Genomic DNA, 8,825 nt, shown 5'->3' on the forward strand with positions numbered 1-8,825 from the left:
CGGACCCCATCCAAAGGTGAAAAATCGGATATCTGGTTTTCCCTAAGATCCAACCACTTCAGATTGGGTAATGCTGATAATGCCGATATGTCTGAGATGTTGTTATGCCCAAGGTTTACCCGTTCCAAGGTGGTGAGCTTCTCTAAAAATGAAAGATTAGAGATTCCGCAGTTGGGTAGCCATAGTTCTTTTATAGCTGTCAATCCTGATAGGGGAGATACATCCACTTTACCACCGCCTTCAATATCTATCTTTGCGAGTTTTGGTAACTTTGTTAGCGGCGATAAGTCAGGAACAGGTTCACCCAAACCCCAGTAGAAAACAGCATCCAAGTTGATTAATCCTGCGAGGGGCGATAGATTACCGGGTGCTTCAACCCTCACCCTTATCCCAGTGAGGCTTTTTAAATTCGCAACGGGTGAGAGATCTGAAATTGGGTTCTTATACATAGATAACCAATGTAAGTTTGTTAATCCTGATAGTGGTGAGATGTCCGAAATCTCATTATTATATATTGCGAGTGATCCTAAACTTTTTAGTTCCCTAAGTGGTGAAATGTCCGAGATCATATTCCCTGCCAATCCCAGTCGGCCCAGTTGGGTTAACCCCGCAATCGGAGAAAGGTCGGATATCAAATTAGCCTTAATTTCCAAAGTTTCCAGATTTGTTGCGAACTCAAGTCCCCTCAAATCCCTAATCTCCATTCCGCTCGCATCAAGGCGTTCTAATGTTGCCATCTCCGCCACTGTAATAGTAGACCTCGGTGCTTTGCCAAGAGCCTCTGCAATCGCCGCACGCAAGTTCGGGTCGGGGAAGTGAACAGACTCGCCAGGAATGAGTTCCTCCCGAGGAGCAACTGGCTGAACACCACTGCTGTCAGGTGAACTCAGCGTGGCAACGATTTCACTGAAATTCGATGTCCATGTATCCCTTTTCACGCTGCCGCTCGCACTTGTTAGCACACCTAATCCCAAGTTTTTTAGACTCGCATTCTCACGAATCTTTCGGAGGAACGTCTCGATTTCCAAATCAACTGCCGCGGCAGCATGTGCTGCATCAAGCGGTCTTTGAAACGCCTCGTAGAACCGCTGAACCGGCTCAATGCCCCCAAATACATCGCCTGACGCTTCAAGTGCTTGACGGTAACGCGCCGTATCTTTCTCTACATGCGCAGCCATCACAGATCGCTCCGTATAGAGTCGCAAGGCACGCGCTTTGTCAAACGGTGGATTTGGGTTCTGCTTGACGACTGCCCGCACCTGATCTTCAAATTCCTTCATCCCCTCGGTATGACATCCAATACAGGAGAGTCCGTTGCGGACAGTCGGATCGCTCGCTGCGGGATTGGATACGATGCTTATCGGTGCCGCATCCAGACGATTGCCTCCCGCATCTACCAGATAGTACGCCTGTAAGCCATTCGGAAGGTTGAAGATAATCTCACCACCGTCGTGCGTGAATGATAACGGATGCGTAAAGATATTCTGTGTCCCGACACTCCCAGCAAAGTCGTAGCTTTTCCAATACGCGCCATACCGTGAAGTGTGTCGCTCAACAACGCGGTTGTTGCTTGAGACACCCGAATCGCTGAACCCCGCACGCCAGACGCGTCTGCCCGCGGCGTTCCGAGTATTTTCAACCACATTTACTTCCAATCGAGTTTCCAGTTCACGGTCCGTCTCGGGGAGTCCCAAAATGTCGTGGTAGAGGGGTGGTAAAGAGGCAGTCGCCAGAAACCAATCCACATGAATGAACGGCACCTCGCACGCTAACTCCTCCCGCAAAATCGTCAGTTTTTCACGCAGACTTGTCTGTGTTGGTGCCTCAAACTCAATTTTGTAGGGATATACCTGTTCAATCTGTGTCCACCTGTTGGTTCCTATTTCCCATTCATAATCGCGGAGATCAATATAGAAAATCGTCTCTTGATGACTTCGCGTCCCCAGGAGAGACTGTTCACGAGTTTAGAGAGTGCCCGTTGATAGGCGTGGCGTGCTTCCGCACTTTCGCCAGCGTTATAGAGATGCGTCATCGTGAAATAGCGTGTGAAGGCGCGATCAAAGGGGGACAGCGAGTTGATATGCTCCTCAATTGTATCCAGCATTTCTTTAGGCGTAATGAAGGGTCCATCTGCTTCAGAGGTGCTTTCCCAACTCGGTGCGCCTGCTTGAATCCAATTACCGATGGTTATAATGGCGGCGGTGGGAAGTCGGGGTTGACCCTGCGGCATCCGTTTTGCCAAATCTTCTTCAAAGAGTCGTCTATAGAGTTCGGATTCTATAGCAGGTTTTCCCGGGACAACCACCCCTGTTTCGATGAGTGATGTGTGCTCAATGATGAGCTGCTCAGTGTAGGCACCGTGTTCCCCATGGCAGTTGAGGCAGTTTCGTTCAAAGATCGCATACGCCTGTTGTGCAAGATTCTGCTGGGCATCAACACTGTGAGAGTTGCCCAAAATGACGGTCAACAGCGAAACGAATGTAATAAAAATCTTCCAGTTTTTCATGTATTTTCCTCCTTAGCATTTACGATGGCGACGAGATCAAGGACGTTGACTGCACCATCGCCGTTGACATCGGTTGGTGATGAAACCTACTTCAGGAAAATCTCACCGTCTAAATCCGGGACAGTGTGTGATATGCCAGTGATATCACTGGCGACACCCGTCGCAGATTCTATTAGTTGAATCGTCTGTGCTTTCCCACTGCGGTTATAGACTGCCCAGCCGTTGGTAAACTCTCGGATGAATAACCCGTCGCGTCCTCCATAGAGTTGTCCTTTTTCACTTACTGGCTGATCGAGATCGGCATCCCAGAAATCATACCAGTAGTGCTGATGCGTATGATCATGAGATTCACCTCGTGCGTGTTCGTCTGGATGTCCTTCCCAAATCGGATACTGATGTGTGTGGATTAGTGATGAAATACCCGTTACGTATGAAACATAACCGTCTGAATGCGTTAAACTCAAAGTCGTAAAGACCCGCATTCATTGCCGGTTACGCTGCGAATCTAAAGGTTCCTCAGCAAGTCCCCAACCTTCTAAAGAATTAATCTGTGGAGATCGAAGGTTTTCTTCTGACCATAGCAAAGTGCTTTCAATTTCTTGAAGTTCGCGATGGGTGTAACCTTCTGGATGATGGTATCCCGTTTCCATGAATGTGCCATTGACATAGGGAGCTGAGTGTGGAATTTTAGAGTGAAGACCGTTGACAATAATGAGAAAATCATCTCTAACCACTTCACGGATTTTCTGTAGTATTGAAACTTTCGCATCAATCCTGTCGCTTTGATAAAAGGGTGATAACGCCTGGTCATCTTGCCACCAATCTAAAAAGATGCCATCATAGATACCACATTTAGCGACTTCAACAACCTGCTTCACAAAGAAGTCTTGTACGCTCGGGTGTGTATAATCAATAAGCAATTCATGCCATCCTTCATCTTGTATTCTATTTCCTGATTCATCTCGCAACCAGTACTCCCAATCATCAGGATAAGGATATACACTTGGGTCCACACCATAGTAATAAATCCCGACGAGAAAAATCATATTTGGATTCTCTTTGAGCATCTTATCCCGCTGTTGCTTTGCTGCCTGGAAATCCCCAGAGATTGTCATTCCTGTAGGGCTCCAACGCCAATGAAGTCCAAACATAAGGGAATGGAAATATAGGTCGTGATAGACTAATCTTTCATCCCATAAGAGCGTTGGTCGATTGATGATGTTGTGCCAAGCGGCCAAAACGGATGGATACTCGCGATCGGTGATCCGATTACGGGTCGGAATCCCTGGGATATTACAGGTAGGGTCATAGAGAAATTCCGTCAAGTTGGATGTCGGGACAGATGAAATATCGACCGCCCAGTTGTTGTTAATCCTAAGTCCCCGAAGTTTTGTTAATCCGGCGAGCGATGAAAAATATTCGATGCGATTGTGGTCGAGCTGTAAATCCTTTAGGTTCAAAAGCCCAGCAAGGGCAGAGATGTCAACGATCTCGTTATTTGATAGATGCAAAGTTTCTAAACTGACTAACCCCGCAAGTGGTGAAACGTCTACGAACCTGTTTTCATAGACTTTCAATGTCCGAAGGTTATGTAGGTTTGCCAGTGGTGTGAGATCCGAGATTTCGTTGGGCGCGAGATGTAGAAACTTAAGATTGATAGCGTGTTCTAAGCCCACAATACTTTCTATGCCGCCATAAATACTGATTAGTTGTTCAAGATTCTGAAGATGTGCTATCTCCAACCGAATATTGCCAAGTTTGAGTTCAGATTTGATAGCCCGACGTAAATTGCCATCTGGCATCCATTCCTCGGCTTTTTCTGGATGCGCCGGTAATCCCGTGGTTGAGACAGACTCAGATCCCTGTAAGCCAGTCCCAGTTCTTTTATTTAACGCCGTAGCCCTGCCCGCTTGATTTCGCAGTGCCGGTTTCGCGTCGATCTCAAGAACAACAGGGGCTTCAATGATTGCAATGGTCGGTTCGGATTGTGCCTCGAAACTATACGGTTTCTGAAAACGGGCGAGGTATTGATTGCTCGTGCCAAGGAGTAATGCGAGCAGAAGGAAAGCGGTACCGAAAGCGATCCATAGAATAACGGGTTTTGGCGTTGTTTGCGGTGTTGGCTTCACATCGGCGACCCGCTGCATAATGTTTTGGCTTATACTCGCCGGTATCTGCACGGTGCTGAGCACTTCTTGAACAAGGAGTTCTTTTTCCTCTTGTAACCGCTTCCGTGCCCGATACATCCGATTATGAATCGCGCTTGCAGAAACGCCCAAGAACTTACTAATTTCTTTCACCGTCATTTCGCCAAGATAGAAAAGCGTCATGACTGTCCGTTCACTCTCAGGGAGTTTTTCGAGAAGTGTTTTGACGATAGCACGGCGACGCTCAGTGATTTCTGTCTGCCGTTGTTCCGATACGTGATGGGTATAAGAGGATTTCTCGACTTCTTCCATAGGAGTGTCCTCCAACGATTGTATCGTAAGATTTTTCTGCCGCATCCGATCAATACAAAGCCGATTCGCGATGACATACAGCCACCCAGAAAATTTATAGGGGTCCTTGAGTGTCGGGAGTCTTTTGTATACCTGAAGGAATGTATCTTGTGTAATCTCCTCGGCATCGTGGAAATCGCCGATCTTCCGCCACGCGAGGGCGTGAACACTTTTCTGGTGCTTTTGAACCAAGACATTAAACGCTACTTCATCGTCTGATAATATTCTTTGAATGAGTTGAACATCGCTGTCTTTCTCCACGAAGTGTCCTCCTAATGAACAGTTCGGGTGTGTCCGTATCCGCCAAAAGGCTTAATCAGATGCCGAATTCTGTTAAATTACGCAGGACGATACGGTTCATACCCTCTATTATTAAAGACGAAATTTTGGGTAGGAAATTCGCATAATTTTAAAAAAATAAAAGAAATCAAGGTTTTTTAGAAGTCATTCTGCGGATATCGGGTTCTGAATGCAGGATAAACCCCGATTGCGGAGGGAAAACTCACGGTGGGTGTTCCTGAAAGACATTTGGGCACTTTTGAAAGAATTTTTCGAGAAATAGGAGTGGTTACAGGGATGCCTTGGAAAAATAGTGATGTGTTAAATTACGCTAACGGCTGGATTTCTCCCAACACTTCATATCATTCCGACGCTCGGGGGGTGAGAACTAATGTCATTCGACGATCTTCAGTTAAGTATCGGTTGACGACGCTGGCGACATCAGCCGTGGAGACATCGGCGAATGCACTTGCAAGTTTCGATAAATTATGGCCATACTGATATTCCATTGTTCCCCAACTCACAGCGAACTGGAGGAGCATCAGGGACTCTGGCACGTTCTCAGGTTTATATTGCATGAGCGTCTCCATGTCCGGCGGTGCACTGAGCTCCTTGGAAAGGGATTCGGCAATCATTGGAACCTGCGTGTTGTTCTCCGGTTGTTTTAACGGGGTCATCAACTGCCGTACCTGCTGCTTAACCTTTTCTATATCTGTGTCCGGCTTGAGTGAAGTACTGACATGTAAGCATGCCTGTTTCGGGGTGATCAGGTCAATATCACAGACTTAAACTTTCGGAGGTAGTGGGTGAACAGGGCAACAGCCTCTGTATCTTGGCGTTCAGGTGAAAACATATAAACACCATTGCCTTCTCTTTCATAGGAAAGCGCGTATAGTCCGCTTGTCTGCCGACCAATTGCTATAATCCCAGAAGCCTTGCCACCGACCCGGGGAGATATCCCAGTTGAACCTGTAGAAATGGCGATAAGTCCAACAGCAGCGTAATTTCCAAAAGCAAACACCCCCACAGATGTTACACCAATCGCGATGATCCCACAAGATACGCTGCCAATGGCAATGACACCAAAAGAAACAGCACCAATCGAAACAAGTCCGAAAGATACCGCTCCGATAGAAACAATACCGGATGTGATTGCTCCAAAAGTTATGTTACCCAAGAGAGGTCCCCACGAGTCCCAAACGCGTAGAAATGGCGTAATGTCGATTTTGAGGAGTTCCAAATATTTCGCTATGCCGTACGCCAAGGCAGGCAAAAAAGCCAGAATCCATAGGATTGCTACCAATATATGCCACTTCAGGACATACGCGTCAAACGTTTTTTTGAAAATTTCCGGGTTAAAGGTTTTTTCCATCTTTTTTCTCCTCCAAATGTTAGGTCGTCAGACATTAAACGAAACGATTATGTTCCCCTTTGATTGATTATCTAAAGACGTAATTTTGGTGCATAAAACGTGCATAATCTGAAAAAAAATGAAAAATTCCTATTTTTTACCAATTATCCTGGGGGGATCGGGCTCCATGCACATGATAAACCACCGATTATGTAAAGTGTGAGAGTGTAAGCACACAATTCTGTAACGTTGCTGTGTGCTTACACTTAAATGTTGAGAAATGGGGTCGGGGTCGGGAAGAAATACAGGACTGAAATCCTTAAGATAGAGCGTCAGTCGGTTTTCTCTGAAATCAATGCTACGCGTGAAGGTGCTATTAGGAATATTGAGCTTTTTGAGGCGTTCTGAATTAAAAATAGGCTTCTAACTTCGCGCGTGCGTTTGAGACACCTTCAATAATCGGTTGTGGCGTTTCCGCCTTCAATCCCAAGTAGATAAGCATAATCTCCTCAGCGTAGCCGACACGGTCTATCTCCTTACAGATAGCCGAAAAATCCATTTCTGGTGCCCAAAACGGCTCGCTTCCTGTCTTGGAATCCACTCCACAGTTGAAATAGACACTCAACAATCGCTCTGATAAGGTTTGCAAGGCGACAACTGGATCGTCTCCACCGCGATGAAAATGGTACGGGCTGTAGTAAAAACCGAAGTTTTCGTTGGAGATCGCAGTGAGGATGTGTTGCGTGCGTTCCAAGTTGTAAGCCAGACTCCCTTCGTGCGCGTAGAGCATAAGGGTGAGATTACGAGCTGCTGCTTCTTCGGTGACCGTTTTGAGATGATCAATGATCGTTTCAATCTCGCTAGCAGTGGCGTCTTCATTCCCGCCACTCGCGATGCTAACTAATGGAATGGAAAGCCTTTGGGCAGTATCGAGAATTTCGATTAACGCCTCAAGTCCGTCTGGCGCGTCAACCCGCGCCGTACTCAACATAGATTTGAAATTGAGTCCGGTCTCCTCTCGGAGAGCGGCGATCGTTTCGGTGTCCACAGCCGAAAAATGGGCTTGGGAGAGTTCAATAGCAGATACACCAACTTTGGGAAACTCGCCTGCGAACTCACTTAAGCTAAAAGAAGAGAATGGAAGGGTACTTGCACAATAGGTTCTCATTTTTTAATTTATGGCTCCTGGACTGCACTCCATTACATTACGTGCAGGTTCTTGGTGGAGCACACGTTCCTTTTAGAGTCGGACGTGAGTTTCATCAAAAACCACCGCGTAACGAAATGGAGCGGCGACCAAAGTTAATAATCCTGAAAATCCTTGAATCCTGAAAATCCTGATTCAGACAATGAAATACTCAATGTACAGAAACCTCGAAATCCGTGTAATCCGCGATTCAGACAATTTCCACTGATCGCTGACTGCTGATGGCTCCCCGCTATTTACCCATCGCCTTGAGTGCCTTCAGGCAGCGTTCGACAGCCTCAAGTGGTGGGAAGGCATCGCTTTCATATTCAACGATATACCATTTCGTGCCACCGGTGGTTTCGCAGACCCGAAAGATCTCATCCCACGGCACACTGTCTTCGCCGATAACAGGACGGAAACCGGCGTGCCTGTCTACCTCGCCCAATGATTCAGTGTAGGGTTTGAGATGGACGGTGCCAGCGCGCCCCGGGTACCTCTCCAGAATGCCGGCGAGATCAGCACCACCAGATAACGCATTGCCCATATCCAGTTGCATCACGACGCCTTCATTCGTGTTACCGAAGAAGGTGTCCCACGGTAGTTCGCCATCCAATGGCGTAAACTCGACATGGTGGTTATGGTAGCCTGTCACCATACCGTGTGCGGCGAGTTTATCAGCGATTCCATTGAAAGTATCTGCTAACTTCAACCAGTCCGCCCGCGATTGACGCAATTCGCCTGGAATCCCCGGAACGATGACATAAGGGTTTTCCAAAACCTTGTTGAATTCGATTGTTTCATCGAGGGTATCTTCTTGGACGAGGTTGAAGGGTGTATGCCAACCGCAGCAGACTAAGCCGAACTCGTTGAGTAAGCCTTTCAACTCTTCTGCGGAATGTTGCGGTGGACCCGCGAATTCAACGCCTTCATATCCCATCTCGGCGACCGCTTTTATCGTGCCGCGGACATCTTCTGCCAACTCATTTCGGACGGAAAACAGTT

At 47.2% G+C, this 8,825-nt stretch carries 8 protein-coding genes and 1 pseudogene; all 9 read right to left on the reverse strand.

All coding sequences use genetic code 11. The annotated features are described in order from the left end of the window. On the reverse strand, positions 1 to 1,760 hold a 1,760-nt coding region (locus J4G07_21270; protein MCE2416518.1), incomplete at its 3' end, for a leucine-rich repeat domain-containing protein. Positions 1,761 to 1,879: 119 nt separating this feature from the next. Next, complete coding sequence (locus tag J4G07_21275; GenBank protein MCE2416519.1) at positions 1,880 to 2,506, reverse strand: hypothetical protein; 627 nt, start codon at positions 2,504 to 2,506, stop codon at positions 1,880 to 1,882. Next, positions 2,503 to 2,580 (reverse strand): annotated as a pseudogene (locus J4G07_21280) (hypothetical protein). The gene J4G07_21275 and the pseudogene J4G07_21280 overlap by 4 nt, the downstream one beginning before the upstream one ends. Positions 2,581 to 2,592: 12 nt before the next feature. Continuing rightward, on the reverse strand, positions 2,593 to 2,988 hold the full coding sequence (locus J4G07_21285; GenBank protein ID MCE2416520.1) for a hypothetical protein: 396 nt from the start codon (positions 2,986 to 2,988) through the stop codon (positions 2,593 to 2,595). Further along, entirely contained in the window at positions 2,989 to 5,265 is a 2,277-nt protein-coding gene (locus tag J4G07_21290; protein MCE2416521.1) for a sigma-70 family RNA polymerase sigma factor, read from the reverse strand. It lies immediately after the preceding gene. Positions 5,266 to 5,645: 380 nt separating this feature from the next. Then, positions 5,646 to 5,960 (reverse strand): hypothetical protein, encoded by a 315-nt coding sequence (locus tag J4G07_21295; protein MCE2416522.1) that lies wholly within the window; start codon positions 5,958 to 5,960, stop codon positions 5,646 to 5,648. Positions 5,961 to 6,049: 89 nt separating this feature from the next. Beyond that, on the reverse strand, positions 6,050 to 6,655 hold the full coding sequence (locus J4G07_21300; GenBank protein ID MCE2416523.1) for a hypothetical protein: 606 nt from the start codon (positions 6,653 to 6,655) through the stop codon (positions 6,050 to 6,052). 388 nt (positions 6,656 to 7,043) lie between these two features. Then, positions 7,044 to 7,802, reverse strand: a complete 759-nt coding sequence (locus J4G07_21305) for a TIM barrel protein (protein ID MCE2416524.1) — start codon at positions 7,800 to 7,802, stop codon at positions 7,044 to 7,046. A 271-nt stretch (positions 7,803 to 8,073) separates the two neighbouring features. Then, positions 8,074 to 8,825 (reverse strand): sugar phosphate isomerase/epimerase (locus J4G07_21310; protein MCE2416525.1); only part of this gene is annotated, 752 nt, incomplete at its 5' end.

Source organism: Candidatus Poribacteria bacterium (assembly GCA_021295715.1).
Taxonomy (GTDB): Bacteria; Poribacteria; WGA-4E; order WGA-4E; family WGA-3G; genus WGA-3G.